16 protein-coding genes are annotated in these 22653 nt (G+C 29.6%); 1 reads left to right on the plus strand and 15 read right to left on the minus strand.

Translation table 11 applies throughout. The annotated features are described in order from the left end of the window. Positions 1–1363: efflux RND transporter permease subunit (locus I4U58_RS02190; RefSeq protein WP_195929406.1), on the plus strand; the 1363-nt coding region annotated here is incomplete at its 5' end. A 103-nt stretch (positions 1364–1466) separates the two neighbouring features. On the opposite strand, the gene htpG is transcribed toward I4U58_RS02190, so the two are convergent. The 15 genes from htpG to purE all read right to left on the minus strand — a co-directional run bounded on the left by htpG (position 1467) and on the right by purE (position 22259). Further along, positions 1467–3404 (minus strand): molecular chaperone HtpG, encoded by a 1938-nt coding sequence (htpG, locus tag I4U58_RS02195; RefSeq protein WP_195929407.1) that lies wholly within the window; start codon positions 3402–3404, stop codon positions 1467–1469. Between the two features lie 440 nt (positions 3405–3844). After that, a complete protein-coding gene (locus tag I4U58_RS02200; RefSeq protein WP_195929408.1) occupies positions 3845–4210 on the minus strand; it encodes a NusG domain II-containing protein in 366 nt (121 codons plus the stop codon). Between the two features lie 232 nt (positions 4211–4442). Next, a complete protein-coding gene (locus I4U58_RS02205) occupies positions 4443–4862 on the minus strand; it encodes an Hsp20/alpha crystallin family protein (protein ID WP_195929409.1) in 420 nt (139 codons plus the stop codon). Positions 4863–5045: 183 nt separating this feature from the next. Continuing rightward, the gene (locus tag I4U58_RS02210; protein ID WP_195929410.1) at positions 5046–5477 is read right to left on the minus strand and encodes an Hsp20/alpha crystallin family protein; all 432 of its coding nucleotides are present in this window, start codon (positions 5475–5477) and stop codon (positions 5046–5048) included. Between the two features lie 333 nt (positions 5478–5810). Then, positions 5811–6995, minus strand: a complete 1185-nt coding sequence (locus I4U58_RS02215) for an amidohydrolase (RefSeq protein WP_195929411.1) — start codon at positions 6993–6995, stop codon at positions 5811–5813. Positions 6996–7108: 113 nt separating this feature from the next. Continuing rightward, positions 7109–9370 carry an ABC transporter permease gene (locus I4U58_RS02220; RefSeq protein ID WP_195929412.1) on the minus strand — a complete coding sequence of 754 codons (2262 nt, stop codon included), beginning with the start codon at positions 9368–9370 and terminating at the stop codon, positions 7109–7111. A 9-nt stretch (positions 9371–9379) separates the two neighbouring features. Then, the gene (locus I4U58_RS02225; protein WP_195929413.1) at positions 9380–10078 is read right to left on the minus strand and encodes an ABC transporter ATP-binding protein; all 699 of its coding nucleotides are present in this window, start codon (positions 10076–10078) and stop codon (positions 9380–9382) included. Positions 10079–10271: 193 nt separating this feature from the next. Beyond that, a complete protein-coding gene (locus I4U58_RS02230; protein ID WP_195929414.1) occupies positions 10272–12377 on the minus strand; it encodes an SH3 domain-containing protein in 2106 nt (701 codons plus the stop codon). Between the two features lie 454 nt (positions 12378–12831). After that, the gene (locus tag I4U58_RS02235; RefSeq protein ID WP_195929415.1) at positions 12832–16602 is read right to left on the minus strand and encodes a phosphoribosylformylglycinamidine synthase; all 3771 of its coding nucleotides are present in this window, start codon (positions 16600–16602) and stop codon (positions 12832–12834) included. 43 nt (positions 16603–16645) lie between these two features. Then, positions 16646–17896 carry a phosphoribosylamine--glycine ligase gene (gene purD, locus I4U58_RS02240; RefSeq protein WP_195929416.1) on the minus strand — a complete coding sequence of 417 codons (1251 nt, stop codon included), beginning with the start codon at positions 17894–17896 and terminating at the stop codon, positions 16646–16648. 28 nt (positions 17897–17924) lie between these two features. Beyond that, the gene (purN, locus tag I4U58_RS02245; protein ID WP_195929417.1) at positions 17925–18515 is read right to left on the minus strand and encodes a phosphoribosylglycinamide formyltransferase; all 591 of its coding nucleotides are present in this window, start codon (positions 18513–18515) and stop codon (positions 17925–17927) included. Next, entirely contained in the window at positions 18509–19582 is a 1074-nt protein-coding gene (gene purM / locus I4U58_RS02250) for a phosphoribosylformylglycinamidine cyclo-ligase (RefSeq protein WP_195929418.1), read from the minus strand. Before purM ends, purN begins: the two co-directional genes overlap by 7 nt. Next, positions 19576–20952 (minus strand): amidophosphoribosyltransferase, encoded by a 1377-nt coding sequence (purF, locus tag I4U58_RS02255; RefSeq protein WP_195929419.1) that lies wholly within the window; start codon positions 20950–20952, stop codon positions 19576–19578. The genes purM and purF overlap by 7 nt, the downstream gene beginning before the upstream one ends. 23 nt (positions 20953–20975) lie before the next feature. Beyond that, the gene (gene purC, locus I4U58_RS02260; protein ID WP_195929420.1) at positions 20976–21671 is read right to left on the minus strand and encodes a phosphoribosylaminoimidazolesuccinocarboxamide synthase; all 696 of its coding nucleotides are present in this window, start codon (positions 21669–21671) and stop codon (positions 20976–20978) included. 111 nt (positions 21672–21782) lie between these two features. After that, positions 21783–22259: a 5-(carboxyamino)imidazole ribonucleotide mutase gene (gene purE / locus I4U58_RS02265; RefSeq protein WP_195929421.1), complete on the minus strand. Its 477-nt coding sequence runs from the start codon at positions 22257–22259 to the stop codon at positions 21783–21785. Between the last annotated feature and the right edge of the window lie 394 nt (positions 22260–22653).

The raw sequence follows: 22653 nt of genomic DNA on the forward strand, positions 1-22653 counted from the left end.
AACACAAGCTGATTTAGAAAGTGCTAGTGATGAATTTGTAAACATAGTAAAAGAACTTCGAGATGTCCAAGGTGTTGGCGCAATGACAGGTTCAGGTAGCATCACTGGTTCTTCTAAAAAAAGTGTTTCTGCTTATATCCTTTTAAAAGAAGATATGAAACATTCTAATAAAGAAATTGCTAAAATGATAAAAGATAAAACAAAATCTTTAGGTTATGATATAACAGTTAATGAATCTGCTATGGATACTGGAAGTATGTTATCAAGTGGAATAAGTATCAAAATCAAAGGAAATAACTTAGACAAACTTCAATCTATATCTGAAGATATGACAAAATTACTAAAATCAGTTAAAGGTGTTACTGATATAAAAAGTGATTTAGATAATATAGAAGTTGAACAACGTATTAGTGTTGATAAAGAAGCTGCTATGAAATATGGTCTTACAGTTGCACAAGTATATCAACAAGTTTCTGAGGGACTAAAATCAGAAAGAAACTCAACATCTATAACTCAAAATGGAAATGATTTAGATGTAGTTGTAAAAAGCGCTACAGAACCTACATTAGAAAACTTAGAGTCTTTAAATATAAAAGGTACTCAAAATAATGAAGATGTTACTATAGCTTTAAGTGAAATTGCTTCTATAGGTAGTGCAAATACTCCATCATCAATAAATCACACTAACCAAACTCGTTATTTAACTGTCTCAGCATCAGTTGATGATAGCCACAATATCGGTTTAGTAAGTCGTAAAATACAATCAAAAATTGATAAATATAAAACTCCTTCAGGCTATAGTATTGAGTTAGGAGGAGAAACTGAAACAATAAATACTACTATGAAAGACTTAATCCTTATGATAATACTTGCTATAGTATTTATTTACTTAATAATGGTTGCTCAATTCCAATCATTATTATCACCATTTATCGTAATGTTTACTATACCACTTGCATTTACAGGAGGCTTATTAGCATTATTAATTACTGGACAAGTACTAAGTGTAACTTCTATGTTAGGATTCTTAGTTCTTGCTGGTATAGTTGTTAATAATGGTATAGTCTTTGTGGACTATGTAAACCAATTACGACTTGATGGAGCCAATAAGCATGATGCCTTGTTAGAAGCTGGTAGAACGCGTATAAGACCTATACTTATGACTGCTTTAACAACTATACTTGCTATGTCGACTATGGCGTTAGGAGTTGGTATGGGTTCTGAATTATCACAAGGTTTATCAATAGTTACAATAGGTGGTTTATTATACGCTACATTATTAACGCTATTTATTGTTCCAATTCTTTATGATATATTACATAAAAAGGAATTAAAAACTGTTGAAATAGGCGAATCAGACTAATAAAATTTAATCCAAAACATTAAAGGGACTATACAATAAAATTACTTATATTGTATAGTCCCTCTTTTAATTTATTTTATATTTCACAAGTTTATACTCTGTTTTATAATGATATAACTCTACTCATCAATTCATTACTTCTCTTGATAAATAAATCTAATTCATCTGCACTTAATTCTTTGTTTGCAAGCAATGCTAAGTCTACAATTTGGTTGCAAATTACATCTACAGCTTCTTTTTTAGTTTCGTCATCTTTTAAAGATAAAACTTTTTTGATTAATGGATTTTTATCATTTATAACTAATGTTTTTTCTTCTTTTAGATCGAATCCATAATCTAATCCAGCAAATCTAGATTGCATTTCCATCATTCTTCTTGATTCTTCTGAAACTAATATAACTGCTGGTGTATCTTCTTTCTTTAGGCTTTCTACTGTATATTTTTCAATTCTATCGCCTATTTTTTCTTTGAAGAAATTAACTATTTCTTCGTCTGCTTTTTCGTCCTTTTCTTCATCTTTATCTTTTAATACATCTGATAAATCAGAGTCTATTCTCTTGAATCTTACACCATGTTCTTTATATTCAAGGAATGTGATAAAGTTATTATCTATAGTGCAATCTAATATAACTGCATTTAATCCGTATTCTTTAAATAATTTAATATATTGAGATTGTTGTTCTCTATCTACAACATAGAATACTTTATTTTCATGTTTATCTTTCGCTACTTCTAAGTAATCTGTTAATGTTATATATTTTCCATCAAGATCTTTATATAAAATGTATTCTTTTATTTTATCATAAAAACTTTCATCTTTTAGACAACCGTATTTGATAAATATTTGTATATCATCCCAGAATCCTTCGTATTTTTCTCTTTCATTTTTACAAAGTGATTTTAATTTATCTGCAACTTTTTTAACTATATGCTTAGAAATTTTGCTTACATCTCTATCATTTTGTAAGAAACTTCTTGATACATTAAGCGGTAAATCTGGACAATCTATTACACCTTTTAATAATAGTAAAAATTCTGGTATAACTTCTTTAATGTTGTCTGCTACGAATACTTGATTGTTATATAATTTTACTTTACCTTCAACTAATTCAAATTCATTTCTTAGTTTAGGGAAGTATAAAATACCTTTTAAATTAAATGGATAATCCACATTTAGATGTATCCAGAATAATGGTTCATCAAATACATTAAACACTTGTTGATAGAATTTTATATATTCTTCATCAGTACAATCTTTAGGTGATTTTAACCATAGAGGATTTGTATCATTAAGTGGCATTGGTTTTACTTCATCTTTAGTTTCTTCTGAAGTTTTATCATCACTACCATCTTCAGATTTTTTATTTTCTTCTTCAGCTTTTTTCTTAGCCTCTTCTTCTAATCTATCTGTATTTTCTAGATATATTTCAACAGGTAGGAATGAACAATATTTTGTGATTATACTTCTTAAATTGTATTCATCTAAAAATTCTTCGCTATCTTCTGCCAAAGTAAGAGTTATTGTTGTACCTCTTTCAGTTCTTGTTCCATCCTCAGTTATTTCAAATTGCATACCATCTGCTGATTGCCATCTGATTGGTTTTGCACCTTCTAAATATGAAAGTGTATCTATTTCAACATTACTAGATACCATAAATGCTGAATAAAATCCTAAACCAAAATGACCTATTATATCATTTGATTCTTCCATCTTGTCTTTATATTTATTAAAGAAATCCTCTGCTCCAGAAAAAGCAACTTGATTTATGTATTTATCTATTTCATCTGCAGTCATACCTATCCCATTATCACTAAATTCTAGTGTTTTATTTTTTTTGCTGACTGCAACTGTTATCTTATAAGGTTTATCATCACTATTAACTTCCCCCAAAGCTACTAGTCTTTTATGTTTGCTAACTGCATCACAACCATTACTTATTAATTCTCTTATAAATATATCCTTATCAGAATATAACCATTTTTTAATTATTGGAAAAATATTTTCAGTATCTATTGAGATACTCCCTTGTTTTAATGCCATATGTCTGACCTCCCATAATTGAATATTATTTATTACTGTTTTTTTCAAAAAAAAATAACAAGGGTGCCCCCTTGCTATTAAGGGTTTTTGCAAAAGTTCTATTTCTTTTTTATTTATTTCATAAAACTATTCTAAATTAATTTTATTCGAACTTTTTATAAGAAACCTAATTATCACTCTTTAGTCGAGAGTGCTAATTCGATAGTAAAAAAAATACCGATATAGTTATCCTGTATTTTAACTTTTTTCTTATACATATTATTATAGCACGTTTGTTAGCACTGTCAAGTATAGAGTGCTAATTTTTTATAAAAATATAGTGAGACTTCTTTATTGATAGTCCCACTATATTTTTTCTATATAATTCTCTTTATATTTTTAACTCACTATATAATCTAAAAAAGTTGAATATAAAATATCCAACTTCCTTATCAAACAATTTATTTTGCTTGAACATCATCTTCGCTTTCTTTTTCACTGCGAATCTCTACTACAGTTTTATTTGGAAGGCATACTATCTTTTGTCCATTAGAGTCGATTTTTCCTTGTTTTATACAAAGCTTATCCGGACAATTAGCGTCTTCCATATATACAACACCTTCTTTTATTATTACTTTGTTGTGTTCATCTATATCAATTGTTTTATCTTCGTTTAATGGGTAAGTTCCGTAGTCTTTTCCGTCAACCTTTATGATAACTTCTCCACCTTTTTGTGCAAATAAAGATTTTGCTCCAAATCCCATTCCTGCAACAATTAATATGACTATTATTAAGATTATATCTTTTCTTTTCATAATGTTTTTCATAACTATTCTCCAGTATTATTTTTAATAATTCCCTAAATTTATCTTGCTTATTTTTACATGTCAAATATTGAATAAATCAAAAATTTTTCCGACAATTTTATTATACTAATACTCGTTCTCATTGCCAAGAATAGTTCTCAAATAATTTTTCAAAAAAATAAAGCTAGGTAAATCCGCATCTACCCAGCTAAATTCTAAAGAGGAAATTATCATATGATTAATTATTTTCATTCTATTTAATTTCAATTACTTGTTTATTTTCTATTTTCTTTTGTTCTTTTTTAGGAACAAATATATTTAAAACACCTTTGTCATATTTAGCTTGTATATCTTGTTCTGTTACTTCATTACCTACATAGAAACTTCTCTTTGTATTGCCATAGTAACGTTCTTGTCTAATGATATGACCTTCATTGTCTTTTTCTTCGTTTGTTGTATTATGTTCAGCACTTATTGTTAAATAACCATCTTCCAAATCTAATTTCAAATCTTCTTTATTAAATCCTGGAACTTCCATTGCCAATTCATAACCATTATCTTTTTCTTTTATGTCTGTAGACATTCTGTTTGTTGTAGTCATATTAAAAACTGGGTCTGTGAAAAAGTCATCAAATAAATTATTATTAAAATTAAATCTTTCTGGGAATAACATAAAGCATCGTCCTTTCATTTTAGTACTCTATGTCTGGAGTGCTAATTCAACCATTTTTTTGAGTATACCCTTTGCTCTGGTTGAAACTTTATTAATTATATTAATTATTAATTTATATTTTAGAAGATTTCTTATTTAAGTCTTCTTTTTATCATTTAATTTATTTTGCAAACTATATTGATATTATTCTACTTCTATAGTTTGTTTATTTTCTAGTTTTTTAACTTCTTTTTTAGGAACAAATACGCTTAAAACACCTTTATCGTATTTTGCTTGGATATCATCTTTTGTTACTTTATCACCTACATAAAAGCTTCTCTTTGTACTACCATAATAACGTTCTTGTCTGATTAGATGTCCTTCTTCATCTTTCTTTTCATCAGATTTTTTATGTTCAGCAGTAACTGTTAAGTAACCTTTTTCTAATTCTAGTTTCAAGTCTTCTTTATCGAATCCTGGAACTTCCATATCTAATTCATATCCATTTTCTTTTTCTTTTATATCTGTGGACATTCTATTAGGTACATTTACATTGAAAATTGGATCACTAAAAAGATAATCAAATAAATTATTACTATTATTAACTAAACCAAATCTTCTTTCTGGAAATAACATAAAGCATCATCCTTTCATCTTTTTATTAGCACTCTTCATTAATGAGTGCTAAGTCAACTTCTAAATTTAAGCATACCTGGTATGCTTTTGTTGACTCTTTATTCATTTTACCTATTTTCAAATTTGTGATTTGTTTATTCAAATCTTTTATTTCTTTGTCTTACTTGTTATCCTTTTTCCTTATGACTATATAGTACACCTTTTTGTTAGCACTGTCAACCATTGAGTGCTAATTTTTTCCTATTTTTTATTAGTTTCCTTACAGAAATCCTTTATATCCCCTCCAATCACTTGTTCAGAGGGGATTATATTTTTTTAGATTTCTAAGTTTTTTTATTTAAAATAATCAATAACTATATTAACCATAGTCTTAATTCCTATTTTTATACAATCTTCATCACAGTTAAATTTTGAATTATGCAATATACAAGTGTCTTCGTTTTTTTCAGACTTGCATCCTAAAAACATAAAGCAAGATGGAACTTCTTTTGCAAAGAAAGAGAAATCCTCTCCACCTGTATCGGGATTATCCATCTCGATTAAACTGTCCTCTCCCATACTATTTATAATAGATTTTTTTACTAATTTAGTAAGTTTAGGATCATTCATAGTGACTGGATATCCATGATTAAATTTATATTCATAATCGCATCCATGTATTTTGCAAACATCTTTAACAAATTCTTCAATTTTATCTGGTAGTATCTCGCATGCCTCTACACTAGAGCACCTAACTGTACCTTCAATAGATACTTCACTAGGAAGTACATTATATCTCACACCACCATTTATTTTTGACAATGTAAGAACAACTACATCACTCGGGTCTATTGCCCTACTAACAATCGTCTGAAGTTGAGTTATTAAATATGCTGCACAAACAATAGCATCATGGCCTTCATGCGGTTTAGATGCATGTGATGCCTGCCCTTTAATAGTTATAAAAATTCTATTTGATTCTGACATCATTGCATTTGGTTTTAAAGCAATTGTTCCAATTGGATAATCCCAAACATGAAGTGCAACTGCATTATCGACATGAGGATTTTCTAAAACGCCTTCTTTTATCATTAAAGGTGCCCCACCTGTTGGATTATTTTCCTCTGCTGGCTGGAATACAAACTTTACATTTCCATTTATCTCATCTTTAATTTCGTTTAATACTTTTGAAACGCCTAATAGTATTGATGTATGCACATCATGACCACAAGCATGCATAACACCAGGATTTTTTGATTTAAACTCAAAATTTGTTTCTTCTTGTATTGGTAAGGCATCCATATCCGCCCTGAGCATCAAAGTTTTTTTACCCTTGCCTAAATTCAAATTAGAGACCACACCATTATTTTCTCTTCCCCTTTGAGCATCTAGTCCAATTTTGTTTAATTCCTTAACAATAAATTCTGCTGTATTAAACTCCTTTAAACTAAGCTCTGGATTTTGATGAAGGTACCTTCTTATTGATATCACTTCATCTAAATACTTATCAACTAATTCTTCCACTTTATTTTTTAACATTTTTATTCCCCCTAAAAATTAAAAGGTACAGATTTTAATCCGTACCTTTTAATTATATCATAAAGACTATAAGTAATTGATATTACTATAAGTATATATTTTTATATAGAAATTTATTCTGATTCTTTTAATGATTCTCCCAAGTCAACCTTTTTAATACTTCTATTAAGAATGAAATTAACTAGAGAGTAAACTAATAAACCAACTACAAATACTACAATATGTAGATAGTATGGCATATACATTTCTATATATGATGTAAATCTCATAAATGCAAATTTAAACAATACATCCATTAAGTAATATGAAAATGGAGCACATATGATTAATGAAATTACAACCACTATAGTACTTGCTTTTAAGTATAACTTGCTTATTTCCTTATCATCATATCCCATAACTTTTAAGAAAGACATATTTGTAGCATTTCTATCCATAACTAATTTAGTTAATATATACATAACAACTAAATAGATAATTATTGATACTGTAGTCATTATAGGAATCATTTGACCAAAACTTGAGGTTACTTGTTCCCCTATTTTCACAACATCATTTCTAGTTAGTTTTGATTGTATATATTCATCTTTTATGTCTAATTTTTTATCAGATAAATATGCATTATAATAATTTTTATCTTGATCAATCATATCATTAAGATTTTTTTGAGTCATATATGCAGAAAATCCAGCTTTATAATCATATATATCATAAACTTTAAATTTATAATCTTTTTCTGTGTATGGGTTTGTAAATGTGATTTTATCTCCCTTTTTAAGTCCCATTTTTTGTGCAAAATCATACGAAATAGTTATTTCATCATCTTTTGAAGGTAGAGAAATATCATCATAATATTTAGAATCATTATCTAATCCATAAAAAGATACATCTAGATCTAAATCCCCTGCCTTATAATAAGTTTCTAAACTTGTAATTGTAAGTTTTTCTGCATCTTTTGCATTTTTTATATCTACAGGTTGTTTCAAAACATATTGATAATCTGCTTTTACACTATCTTCTGAGTTTTGAAGATAATTATCAATACAAGGACCCATAACTATTCCAAACATTAATATAAAACTTGCAAATAATATACCTATAAATAATGTAAAATAACTACCCTTATTTTGAAGTATTACACGTATTTGAAAACGTCTAAAAAATGACCCATGTTTTAATTTAATATGTTGTTTTATTCTATTTTTATGTGTATCTCTTCTTAAGAATCGTATTGGTGATATATTTAATTTATGTCTAAGCATTAAGTAGTTAATTACTAGCATAAATACAAGTGGAATTATTGTTGTAGTTACAAATGCCTCTGGTATAAATTGCACTTTTAATGGTGGCAAGCAATAACTTCCATAGTACATATCTTTAAAGTATGGTGGAAAAACAAGATATCCCACTATATTCCCAATTATACAACTCACAATAGTAATAATTATAGGTAAGACCATATAATGTCTAATCAGTTCGTTTTTAGTATATCCACTTGCCAAAAGAGTTCCGATAACTGTAGATTCTTCATCTATAATTGTTTCGCTTATTACTACGAATATAAATGCTAAGATTACTAAAATTATATAAAGCAATGCCTTAATCATTGGAATATCTCCACCCATATCATTTGGTAAGAAAGATATGGTTTGATTCATATCTGATGTCATCATATTTGTAAGCATATATCCGTTTTCTAAACATATATCTCTGATATCATTCAATTTATCATAGTTTTCTTTATCACTTGCATCTTTTTTATCTAATACATAACTATAATTATAAGTTATATTTTTTTCTGCAAATTCATCAAAAGTTTTATTATCTACAATAGCTACACCAAAGTGAATTGCATCCATCATTAAGTCATTATTTTTTTCTATTAATGAAGTATAATCAGGAACAGCTATAAAACCAACTATTTTTATATCTTCACCATTTAAATGAATTGTTTCCCCTACTTTATAATCATTTTTATCAGCAAATAGTCTATCTAAAGCAATTTCATGTTTATTCTTGGGTAATCTGCCTTCATATACTGTGGCTATATCTACCTTTTCTCTATTTTTATAGATTCTAATCATGGTGTCATCGCTTAAATCTTGTTCACTATAAAAATTTTCATAAAGATTTAAATCTAAATCTTCTATTTTATCTTTTGTATCTTTATTAAGAGTTTGTGTAACTGCAAATTGACCATCTTCAACATTACATTCATCTTGGTTCTTATATAATAAATCCTTTACACTATATACAACAGTTAAAAATCCAGATACTGCACTTATCATAACTATAAGGACTATACTAATTGATAGATATCTTGTTAAATTCTGTTTAAATTCTCTCCATAAGCTTCTGTTTAATGGATTTTTCATGTCAATCACCTACCACTCTAAATCTTCTGCTTTCGTACGAGTTTCATTTATTTTATTTTTTATAATTTGACCATCTCTAAGTCTCATAACACGATGTGCCATATTTTTAATAGCATCATTATGTGTTACTACAATAATTGTAGTTTTATATTTTTCATTTATTTTTTCTAATAATTCTAATATGTCTTTGGATGTTTTGTAGTCTAGAGCTCCTGTTGGCTCATCACACAATAATAAGGAAGGATTTTTTGCTAATGCTCTACCAATTGCTGTACGTTGTTGTTGTCCCCCTGATAATTGGTTTGGATATTTATTTTGATGTTCTTCTAAACCTAATGTCTTTAATAATTCGTCAACAGAAATAGGCTTTTTACTTAAATATGCTCCTGATTCTATATTTTCTTTTACTGTCAAATTAGGAACTAAATGATAAAATTGAAAAACAAAACCTAATGTATTTCTTCTATAAAGGGTTAAGTCTTTATTTGATAATTTCCCTAAGTCAACATCACCTACTACTATATCCCCTTCATCTATAGTTTCTATTCCTCCAATTAGATTTAATAGTGTTGATTTTCCAGAGCCAGAAGGCCCTAACATAACACATATTTCACTTTTTTCAATACCGCAGTTAATTCCCCTTAAAACCTCTACTTTGTTTTCATCTTGACCATAAAATTTTTTAAGATTTTCAATTTGTAAATACATAAGATTGCCCCCTTTAAGTGTTAATATATACTACTTTTTCAAAGTTCTTACGATTTACTTTTATCGTAGCACTGTATTTGTTAAAAATCAATATCATTTGGTTTTTAATATCAATTATTCAAAATATTATTCTTCTAATCAAAAAGAGCCTTGCTTAATAGACAAGACTCTCTCTATTTTAAAATATTTATATCTAACTTAGTTTTACATATTTACCTGATACATAGCCATATGAATTATTGTATTTTATTTTATACCAGCCATTTGATTCCTTCTTAACTATTTCTACTTTTGTACCTTTTTTTAGTACACCTATTGATGCATAACTTGTTCCTGCACCTTTTCTTACGTTTAAGTTTCCTGTAGTTGTTCCTTTTGCTATTACTTCGTCTTCAGGTTTTGGGTCTGGTGTTGGATCTGGTGTTTGTGAATCTAATTTTACATATGTTCCTGATACATAGCCATATGTATTATTGTATTTTATTTTGTACCAGCCGTTTGATTCTTTCTTAACTATTTCTACTTTTGTTCCTTTAGTTAATGTTCCTAATCTTGTATAACTTGCTCCTGCACCTTTTCTAACGTTTAAGTTTTCTGTAGTTACTCCTGTTGCTATTACTTTTTCTTCTGGTTGTGGGTCTGGTGTTTGTGAATCTAATTTTACATATGTTCCTGATACATATCCATATGAATTATTGTATTTTATCTTATACCAGCCATTTGATTCTTTCTTAACTATTTCTACTTTTGTTCCTTTAGTTAATGTTCCTAATCTTGTATAACTTGCTCCTGCACCTTTTCTAACGTTTAGGTTTTCTGTAGTTACTCCTGTTGCTATTACTTTTTCTTCTGGTTGTGGGTCTGGTGTTGGATCTGGTGTTTGTGAATCTAGTTTTACATATGTTCCTGATACATATCCGTATGAATTATTGTATTTTATTTTGTACCAGCCGTTTGATTCTTTCTTAACTACTTCTACCTTTGCACCTTTAGTTAATCCACCTATTCTTGCATAATTTGCTCCTGCACCTTTTCTAACGTTTAGGTTTTCTGTAGTTACTCCTGTTGCTATTACTTTTTCTTCTGGTTGTGGGTCTGGTGTTGGATCTGGTGTTTGTGAATCTAGTTTTACGTATGTTCCTGATACATATCCATATGTATTATTGTATTTTATTTTGTACCAGCCGTTTGATTCTTTTTTAACTACTTCTACTTTTGCACCTTTAGTTAATCCACCTATTCTTGCATAGTTTGCTCCTGCACCTTTTCTAACGTTTAAGTTTGCTGTAGTTACACCTGTTGCTATTACTTTTTCATCGACAGTTGTATTAGTAGCTTTAAATGCTAAATCATTTTGTTTTGCATAAGTTTCTGCATAAGAACCTGTTTCTCCATGAATTGTAACAACTTCAGCACCTGCATCTGCTAATGATTTACCTATCTTTGTAACTGATTTAGGTATTGTTATATCAGTTAATTTTTCACAATCGCTAAACGCTTCATCACCTATAGTTGTAACTCCATTTGGTACTGTAAATTGAGAAAATCCAGTCATAGCAAATGCAGAATCCCCTATAGTTTTAATACTGCTTGGTAGTTTTATAGAGCTTAAACTTTCACAACCTGCAAATGTAGAATCTGGAATAGTACTTATTGAACTTGGTAAAGTTACATTTGTTAAGTTACTATTTAGTAAAAATACTCCTGCACCTAATTTTGTTACACTGCTTGGAACAACTACATTATTTAGACTTAAATCTAAAGCAAAAGCTAAAGTATCTATAGTTTTTACACTGCTTGGTATTGTAACTTTAGCTAAATTATCGCAAGCTGCAAACGCACTTGCCCCAATAACTTCTACTCCTTGTGATATTGTTACACTTTTAAGTTGGTCTAATGATGTAAATGCACTATAATATATCATTTTAACCGGTTTTCCACCAAGAGTACTTGGTATAACTAAATTTGTTGCACTACCATCATAATCTGTCACTATAGCTTCATTTCTATTATTTATAACATAATAAAATCCATTTTCTACTTCTTCTTCATAATACTCATTATCAAAATCATATCCCCAGTCTATATCTAAAAGCATATCTTCAAGGTCAGAACTATCCTGTATTCTAAGTAATCCCCTGCTTCTACTCATTGAATCAGATACTACATTCAATATTTCTTGAGTGCTTTCTTGTGATACTGTTGATTCTGCATAAACATTAGTTGCACTAATCGAAAAAGATGCTAATAGTCCTAATACTGTTAAGACACTTGCTATCTTTCTAAATTGTTTCGGCATTTATATTCCCCCTTTAATATCTTTTTCTTTAGTTTAACATATAAAAAAGTCAAAAGTTGTCTAAGCTTGTCAAATAAGTTTTTTTTTATAATTTTAGCATTCTGACCCAATTTATAAAAATTATAAATTTCTTAAACTTTTATATTTTAAAAAGTCGATTTTTTAAATAAATAAACTTATGACTTTACTTTGTAAAAATTTTAAAATAAATATAATTTTCTATAGGATACAAAAATTCGCTTTGCTCATAGCGCCAACGACTTCGTCCGTTGCTTAAAATTCACTCCGTTCATGTGCGGGCAGCTTCGTCCTTTACTCAGAATTCGCTTTGCTCATGTGCGGGCTACTTTGTCTGTTGACCAGAGTTTGTTTCGTTCATGTGCGTCTATTGCTTAGGATTAAAAAATCCTAGCATTTCTGCTAGGATTTCAAAATTTCATAGAATTTATTATATTTATTTAAAGTAATTTACACCGCTTTCAAATATTTTTTGATCTTTTTCTCCATATATATTTTTAAGTGTGTATTTACCTATTCTTTCTGAGTGTCCCATTTTACCTAATATTCTACCGTCTAAACTTGTTATACCTTCAACTGCATAGAATGAACCATTAGGATTATAATCTATGTCATAAGTAGCATTTCCATCTAAATCTACATATTGTGTTGCGATTTGTCCATTTGCTACTAACTTATCGAATATCTCTTTATTTGCTACGAATTTACCTTCACCATGAGAGATTGATATACTGTGTAAGTCTCCTACTTGTGTATTTGCTAACCATGGCGATTTATTTGATGCTATTCTAGTAGTTACAACTTTTGCTTGGTGGCGACCGATGTTGTTGTAAGTTATAGTTGGAGCATCCTCTGCAGTAAATGGTTTTATTTCACCATATGGTACTAATCCTAATTTGATTAATGCTTGGAACCCATTACAAATACCTAACATTAAACCATCTCTGTTAGTTAATAAGTCATTTACTGCTTCTGCTATTCTTGGATTTCTAAATACTGTTGCTATGAATTTTGCAGAACCATCTGGTTCGTCACCAGCACTGAATCCACCTGGTATCATAACTATTTGTGAAGATTCTATTTCTTTAACCATAGTTTCAATTGAATCTTCTATATTAGCATAATTTAAGTTTCTAAATACTTTTATGCTAGCTTTTGCTCCAGCATCTTCAAAAGCTCTAGCTGAGTCGTATTCACAGTTTGTTCCTGGGAATGCTGGTATAAATACTTTTGGCTGAGCTATTGATAATGAAGATTTTTGATGTTCATTAACTATAAAGTTTATATTTTTTACTTCGCCAGTTGGTTCAACAGCTTTTGTTGGAAATATTGGTTCTAAAGTAGATTCATAAGCTTTGTAAATCTTACCTAAGCAAACTTTATATCCATCGACATCTATATATTGACCTTCTATTGTTTTTCCAGCAACTTTGTAATCTAAATCTTCTAATAATACTAAATCAGTTTCTTCCATTTCAAGTGCTATATTTCCGTATGCTGGATCGAATAATTTATCCGCATCAACATCTTTAGCTACTTCAAATCCTATCTTATTACCAAATGCCATTTTAGCTATAGCTTCTCCAAGTCCGCCATACCCTAATGCATATGAGGCAAGAACTTTCTTAGCTTGAGTTAATTCTCTTATTTTATCTAAGTTTTTCTTTAATATATCAAAATCAGGAATTCCATTTTCTAATCTAGGAGTTTTTATAACTGCTAAAACAGAACCTGCTTTTTTAAATTCTTGTGATACAACATACTCTGCATCTACAGTGTTTACTGCGAATGAAACTAATGTTGGCGGTACGTTTATATGCTCAAAAGTCCCAGACATACTATCCTTACCACCTATTGCAGGTATGCCAAATTCTTTTTGTGCATAATATGCACCTAGTAATGCAGAGAATGGTTTACCCCATTTAGTTGAATCTTTGCCTAGTTTTTCAAAGTATTCTTGGAAAGTTAATCTTGTAGTTTTGTAATCTCCACCAACTGCAACTAATTTACAGATTGATTCTACAACTGCGTATAATGCACCATGGAATGGACTCCATTTTCCGATTTTAGGATTATATCCAAATGTCATTATTGATGAAGTTGTAGTCTTTCCACCAAGTACAGGTATTTTTGCAACCATACCTTGAATTGGAGTTCTTTGATATTTACCTCCAAATGGAATTAATACTGTATTTGAACCTATAGTATTATCAAATTTTTCAACTAAACCTTTTTGAGAGCAGATATTTAAATCACTCAACACGCTGTCAAATTTATCAGATATAGTTTCTCCGTCTGCTTTTATTTTTCCATTATTAAAAAATGTATTTTCTTCGTCTACTTTTGGAACATGTATATTAGTTTGTTGTTTCTTTCCGTTTGTATCAAGGAATGCTCTGTTTAAATCAACTATAGCTTTTCCATTCCAAAACATTCTTAAATATCCTGTATCAGTTACCGTTGCAACATGAGTTGCTTGTAAGTTTTCAAGTCCTGCAAGCTCTATAAATCTATCTTTATTTTCAGCATCTATAGCACAAGCCATACGTTCTTGTGATTCTGATATTGCAAGTTCAGTCCCATCAAGACCGTCATATTTTTTAGGTACTAAGTCTAAGCTTATATCTAAACTTTCTGCTATTTCGCCTATTGCAACAGAAACACCACCAGCCCCAAAGTCGTTACATCTTTTTATCATTTGTGCAACTTCTTTATTTCTAAAAAATCTCTGAATTTTTCTTTCGTTAGGGGCATCACCTTTTTGTACTTCAGCACCACAAGTCTCTATTGATTCTTCGCTATGTTCTTTTGATGAACCAGTGGCTCCTCCACAACCATCTCTACCAGTTTTTCCACCTAATAGTATGATTATGTCCCCTTTTTCTGGTCTTTTTCTTATTACATTTTCCTTTGGAACTGCTGCTATAACTGCACCAATTTCCATTCTCTTAGCCATAAAATCTTCGTCATAAACTTCTGTAACTTGCCCAGTTGTCAAACCTATTTGGTTACCATAAGAGCTATATCCATTAGCTGCCTCAGTAGTTATTTTCTTTTGCATTAATTTCCCGTGTAATGTATCTTCTAGTGAAGTTCTAGGGTCTGCACTACCCGTAACACGCATTGCTTGATAAACATAACTTCTTCCTGAAAGTGGATCTCTGATTGCTCCACCTAAACAAGTCGCAGCACCACCAAATGGTTCTATCTCTGTCGGGTGGTTGTGTGTTTCGTTTTTAAACATCAATAGGTATTTTTCTATTTTTCCATCGACATTTACATCTATATTTATACTACACGCATTTATTTCTTCGCTTTCGTCCAAATCATCTAATTTGCCTGCATTTTTAAGTTCTTTAACAGCTATAGTTGCTATATCCATTAAGCACATATCTTTTTGTTTTTCTATATATAGGGTATTTCTAGCTTGGATGTATTTTGAATAAGTTTCTTTAATTATTTCGTTGAATTTTCCATCTTCAATTTCAACGTTTTTTATTTGTGTCATAAAAGTAGTATGTCTACAATGATCTGACCAATAAGTATCTAACACTTTTATTTCTGTTATGGTTGGATTTCTCTTTTCTTGATTTTTAAAATACTCTTGAATATACTCTAAATCCTCTAGTGTCATTGCTAAACCTTGTTTATTTAAGAAATTTTCTAGCTCTTTTTTGTCGAAATCGATAAATCCTGTTATTGTTTCAACTTCTGTAGGTATATCAGTTTTAATTTCTAATGTTTCTGGTTTTTCAAGATTCGCCTCTCTACTATCGACTGGATTTATTATATATGATTTTATTTTATCAAATAATTTATCATCTATTTCTCCTGATAAAATATATAATTTTGCACTATTTATATTAGGTCTTTGGCCCTCATTTATTATTTGGACACATTGAGCTGCCCAATCGGCTCTTTGGTCATATTGCCCAGGAAGATACTCAACTGCAAAGACTTTTTCATCTTTGTCATACTCTACATTTTCGTTATATACAATATCTAAATTTGGCTCTGAAAATATTGTCTTTGATGCATATTCACAAACTTCATCAGACAATCCTTCTATATCATATCTATTTAATAATCTTAAATTATCTATACAATCTATATGTAAACTGTCTTTTAAATCTTTCATTAAAGCTTTTGCCTCTAGGTCGAATCCTTCCCTTTTTCCAACTAAAAGTCTTTTTACATTTGAACTCATATTATTCCTCCATTAAGAAATTTCCCATTTTATTTTTGAAAATTTATTTCCATATATCTGTTCTATAATGCATTCCTTCAAAATTTATTTTCTTTATATTTTCATAAACTTTTTTGCCTGCTTCTTTAACAGTTTTTCCTTTTGCAGTTATACTGATTACCCTTCCACCGTTTGTAACCAATTTGTTGTCCAATAATTTTGTTCCACTATGAAAAACGACTATATCTTTATCTAAATTATCAAGTCCTGTTATAAGTTTTCCCTTTTCATAACTTTCAGGATATCCTCCTGATGTAAGCATTACGCATATAGCACTATCGTCGCTGTATTTTATATCAATATCTTTTAATTTATTATTTATAACTGCTGATATTATTTCACTTAAATCAGTTTCCAATCTGAATAAAACTGATTGTGTCTCTGGGTCCCCAAATCTCACGTTATATTCAAGAATCTTCGGACCATCTTTAGTTATCATTAATCCAACAAATAATATTCCTTTAAAATCTAGATTATCTTCTTGGAATCCTTTTAAAGTTTTATCTAATATATTTTCTTTTATTTCTTTTGATAATTCATAAGTATAAATTTCACTTGGGGAGAATGTGCCCATTCCTCCAGTATTTAGACCAGTTTCTCCGTCATTTACTTTTTTGTGGTCTTTTGCACTTACCATAGGAATTATTGTTTCATTATCTACAAAAGCTAGTATTGATGTTTCTATTCCACTTAGAAACTCTTCTATTACTATTTTTTCTCCAGCAGTACCAAACTTTTTATCATTCATCATTTCTTTTAGTGTTTTTATTGCATCTTCTCTATTTTCTGAAATTATAACTCCCTTTCCAGCTGCTAAACCATCTGCTTTTATAACGACTGGATATCCAAACTCATCAATATCATCTATTGCCTTATCTATATTTGTATATTCTTTGTATTTAGCTGTCGGCAAGTTATGTCTTGTCATAAAATCTTTTGAGAATGCTTTACTTCCTTCTAATCTTGCACATTTTTTATTAGGTCCAAATACTTTTAATCCTTGTGATTCAAAAACATCTGTAATTCCCATAACTAGTGGTACTTCTGGCCCTACTACAGTCATATCTATTTCGTTTTCTTTTGCAAATTTAGCAAGTTTATCTATATCTGAATCACCTATATTTACACATTCAGCCACTTCAGCAATCCCAGGATTTCCTGGTGCACAGTATATTTTCTCTACGTTTTTTTCATTGCTTAATTTCCAACAGATAGCATGTTCTCTTCCGCCGCCACCTACTACTAATATCTTCATATTTTCCCTCCTAGCTTATAAGTATTTATTATTTTATTCTTACTTTTCTGCCTTCTACAGATATCTTCCCTTCACAAAATAACTTTACACATCTAGGAAGAATTGTATGTTCTACTTCTAAAACTCTTTTTGCTAATGTTTTGGCATCGTCATCATCCATCACTTTTACAGTATCTTGCATTATTATTGGACCTGCATCTGCTTTTTCATTCACAAAATGGACAGTTGCTCCAGAAACTTTTGCACCATAATCAATTACTGCTTGGTGCACCTTTTCGCCATAAAATCCATCTCCACAGAAAGAAGGAATTAATGCTGGATGTATATTCATAATTTTATTTTCAAATTCGCTTACAAATTTAGGACTTATTATTTTTAGATAACCTGCCAAAACTACTAAGTCTATATTCTCTTCTTTTAATATTTTTATTACTTCATCTTCATCTTTTTCAAATACTGATCTTATGTTGTGCTTTTTTGCCCTTTCAAGTCCAAAAGCATCTTCTCTATTAGAAATAACTACTTTTATATTTCCGTTTATCTTTTTACTTTCACAGTCATCAATTATAGCTTGTAGATTTGAACCTCCACCAGAAATCAATACTCCTATATTTAGCATAATTCTACTCCCTTGTGGCTATCAACAACTTCCCCGACTATATATGCCTTGTCCTGCATTAATTTAACATATTTTTTATCTATCTCTATTTTCTCTTGTTCTCTATTGTTTATATAATCAACTAATTGAGGTGCGTCTTCTTTATTAACTATAAATACAAGTCCAATTCCCATGTTAAAACTCTTATGTAGCTCTCTTTTTTCTACTATATTAAATCCTTCTATCATTTTAAATATAGGTGGTTTCTCCCATGAATCAGTCTTAATATCAAGCCCTAGACCATCAGGTATAACTCTCGTAATATTTTCTATAACTCCACCACCAGTTATATGGGCAATAGCTTTAATATTATATTTTTCAAGTAAGTCTAAAACTAATTTCACATATATTTTTGTCGGTGTTAGTAAAGCTTCTCCAACTGTCATTTTTAACTCTTCAATATATTGATTTAAATCATAGTTATAAGTATCTAAAAATATTTTTCTAATAAATGAAAAACCATTACTGTGAATACCGCTCGAAGAAACCCCAACTAATACATCCCCAGCTTTTACATCTTTTCCTGATACTATCTTTGTTTTATCAGCTATACCTACTGCAAATCCCGCCAAATCATATTCATCTTCACTATACATTCCCGGCATTTCAGCAGTTTCGCCTCCGATTAATGCACAACCTGACATTTTGCATCCATTGGCAACACCTTCTACAATTTTATCTATATGTTCAGGGACTAATTTCCCTGTTGCAATATAATCTAGAAATAGTAGCGGTTTTGCACCTTGGCATATTAAATCATTGACACTCATTGCAACTAAATCTATCCCTACGGTATCGTGTTTATTCATCATTTGTGCCAATTTTAATTTAGTCCCTACACCATCTGTTGCTGCTAAAAGGACTGGTTCTTCCATTTTCACAAAATCTTTCAAGCTATATAATCCACTAAAATTTCCTAAATCACCTATAACATTTTTGTCGTAAGTCTCCTTTATCTTCCCTTTTATAAGACTTACTGCTCTATTGCCTTCATCAATATTTACGCCAGATTGTTCATATGTTAACATTCTAAAAATTCCTCCTTGTCGATTTTCTTAACTGGATAATTTCCGTCAAAACAAGCTTTACAGAATTTAAATTCATTTCCTGTTCCAACAGCACTCATCATTCCTTCTATATCTAAGAATTTCAATGTATCGCAGCCGATATATTCCCTTATTTCCTCTACATTTTTGTTAGCAGCAATTAATTTAGAACGGTTTGGAGTATCAATACCGTAATAACAAGAATATTTAACTGGAGGTGATGTTATTCTTAGGTGTATTTCCTTAGCTCCAGCATCTCTCAATGATTTGACTAATTGTTTTGAAGTTGTTCCCCTAACAATTGAATCATCTACAAGTATTATTGATTTTCCTTTTAATACTCTACTAAGTGGATTTAGTTTTATTTTTACCCCTAACTCTCTTTCTTCTTGGGTAGGTTTTATAAATGTTCTACCTACATATCTATTCTTAACTAATGCTTCAGTTAGTGGAAGTCCGCTTGCATTTGCATATCCGATCGCCCCTGGCCAACCAGAGTCTGGAACTGGAACTACCATATCTGCATTAATATCTTCATCTTGTGATAATATTTTTCCTGATTCCACCCTAAATTCGTATGCGTTTACTTTATCTATAGTGGCATCATTTCTTGCAAAATATATATGCTCAAATATACAACTCTTTTTCATTGGTTTACAGTTGTTGCTGAAGTTGTATGATTTTAATTTTCCGTTCTTTATAACTACTATTTCACCCGGTTCTAAATCCCTAATAAATTCCCCACCAAGTATATCTATCTCACAGTTTTCTGATGCAAAAATATATTCTCCATTGTCTCTCTTCCCAAGTAATAAAGGTCTAAATCCATGTGGGTCTCTAACAGCAATAAGCTCTTGGTCGGTTAATATAACTAATGAATAAGCACCTTTTATTTGATCCATAGTTAACTTAACTGCTTCTACAATATTTCCTGTATAATATCTAGCAAGTATATACAAAATTACTTCTGTATCACTTTTTCCTCTAAACATTATCCCGTCCTCTTCTAGCATCTCTTTTAAGTAATTAGCATTTACCAAGTTGCCATTATGAACTAATCCTAAATTTCTCTTTCTCAAAGAACCTACTAAAGGTTGGCAATTATACATATGACTTCCGCCTGCTGTTGAATATCTAACATGAGCTATTCCCATTGTCCCAGGAAGTTTATCTAAATCATCTGATTTAAATACATCACCTACTAAACCCATATCTTTTTTATAATTTATTTCTTTACCATCATGTACTGCCATACCACAACTTTCTTGACCTCTATGTTGCATAGAATATAAACCGTAATACAGTTCTTTTGATATGTTCTTATCGGAATAAATCCCTAATATACCACACATGTGATTATTCCCCCCTATAACTATTATTTACTCATTCTCGAAAGGACTTCTTCATACCCTTGAATAAGGTCGCCTAAGTCTCTTCTAAATCTATCTTTATCTAACTTTTCGTTAGTATTAACATCCCACAATCTACAAGTATCTGGTGATATTTCATCTGCTAATATTATATTTCCATCTGTATCTTTTCCGAATTCTAGTTTGAAGTCAACTAATTTTAAATTTAATTTTAAGAAAAATTCCTTCATGATTTCATTGATTTTTAGAGTTTGTTCTCTGATATAATCTATCTCTTCTTGAGTTGCTAATTTTAATGCTATTGCATGGTCATCATTTACAAGTGGGTCGCCATATTCATCATTTTTATATGACATTTCAAATATTGGTTTGTCTAATACGATTCCTTCTTCTACTCCGTATCTCTTACAGAAAGAACCTGCTGTGATATTTCTTACTATAACTTCAAGTGGTAGGATTGTAACTTTTTTTACTAATTGTTCTCTATCTGATAAAGCTTTTATGAAATGTGTTTTTATTCCTGCTTTTTCTAATGTTTCAAACATTATCGTGCATATTTTATTATTTAAAATGCCTTTTGACTGGATTGATGCTTTTTTTTCACCATTAAATGCAGTTGCATCATCTTTATAATAAACTATATATTCATTTTCATTATCTGTACTATAAACTTGCTTTGCCTTTCCTTCATATAATAACATTGTTATTACCTCCCAAATTTTATAAATTTTTATTATTCTTTTATTAATAAGTTTTTCTTTGAGTTTCTATTATCTATTGTCACTATATTGCTTATGTACTTTAATTTTTATTTATTGATTTATACTTTTATCATCGTCTAATACTTTTTGTTCCATTTCTTTTCTGTATAATTTTAAGTCTTGTTTTAATTTAAGATATTTTATGCTCATTATTTGCATTGCCATCAATGCTGCATTTAATCCTGAATCTATCGTTACTGTAGCTACTGGTATTCCTTTTGGCATCTGAACCATAGATAGTAATGAATCCATACCATCCATAGTAGATGATTTTATTGGTAATCCAACTACCGGTATTAATGTTGATGCAGCAATAACTCCCGGTAAATGAGCTGCTTTTCCTGCTGCCGCTATTATCACATCAACTTCATCTTCTATTGATTCTATAAAAGAAACTAATTCTTTCGGCGTTCTATGTGCAGATAATATCCTTACAATTACTTCTACATCATATTTTTTTAAAAAATTAATTCCTTCTTCTAACTTAGAGTAATCTGATTTAGATCCCATAACGATTGCAACTTTCATAATTTATTTGCCTCCATTAATAATATACTTATATAAATTTTTATTTTTCATCAAATTAAAAAGTCTTTATTAATTTTCAAAATTATTTTAACGAACTATACACTTGTATTTTATATTAATATTCATAGTTTATCAATGTATTTTTTCATAAATTAAATTTTTTATTAACAATACTATATGCTAATTAGATTTATTATTAATTTCAATTAAAATTACGAACATTCCAATTAAGCCTGTTATAATTTTAAAATTTAATTTTAAATTCTATTACTTAAAACTTTTAGTTTTATAATCCCTTGGTGATAATTTTGATATTTTATATTCTGAATTTATTTTTGTGAGATTTAGCAATCTTAATTTTTAATTACTAATAGATTGGTATGTTTGAAATACA

Source organism: Clostridium sp. 1001270J_160509_D11 (assembly GCF_015667935.1).
GTDB lineage: Bacteria > Bacillota > Clostridia > Peptostreptococcales > Peptostreptococcaceae > Intestinibacter.